The sequence below is a fragment of the Paraburkholderia sp. RL17-373-BIF-A genome, from assembly GCF_046030175.1.
In the GTDB taxonomy this organism is placed as follows: Bacteria; Pseudomonadota; Gammaproteobacteria; order Burkholderiales; family Burkholderiaceae; genus Paraburkholderia.
In genome coordinates this window covers 1-241 of the sequence record NZ_JARESO010000554.1, presented here as the reverse complement: position 1 = coordinate 241, position 241 = coordinate 1, and the positions used below count along the sequence as shown (strand labels likewise).

Sequence of the window (241 nt, the reverse complement as noted above, 5' to 3'; positions counted from 1 at the left end):
AGAACCCATGCAGCCTCACTGTCGTACGCGAGCAGTTCCAGGATGTTTGGTAGGGAACTCGATTCGCCGGAAGGGCTGCGTGTGCTGGCGGTCGCCATGCTCAATCATGCCGGGGACCTGGATCCTGGTGTCAAGGGCTTTTCAAAGGACGACCTGGCGGATTACAGGGGACGACTCCTTGGGAAGGGGGATAGCTTCACGTGCACAGCGGTACTTTCGGGCATGCTGCAAAGTGAGCTGA

Annotated in this window: 1 protein-coding gene; it reads left to right on the top strand. The window is 58.5% G+C overall.

Annotated elements, in window-relative coordinates; translation table 11 throughout:
- Nucleotides 1–42: 42 nt before the first annotated feature.
- Nucleotides 43–241 (top strand): hypothetical protein (locus P0D80_RS51735; protein WP_408296827.1); only part of this gene is annotated, 199 nt, incomplete at its 3' end.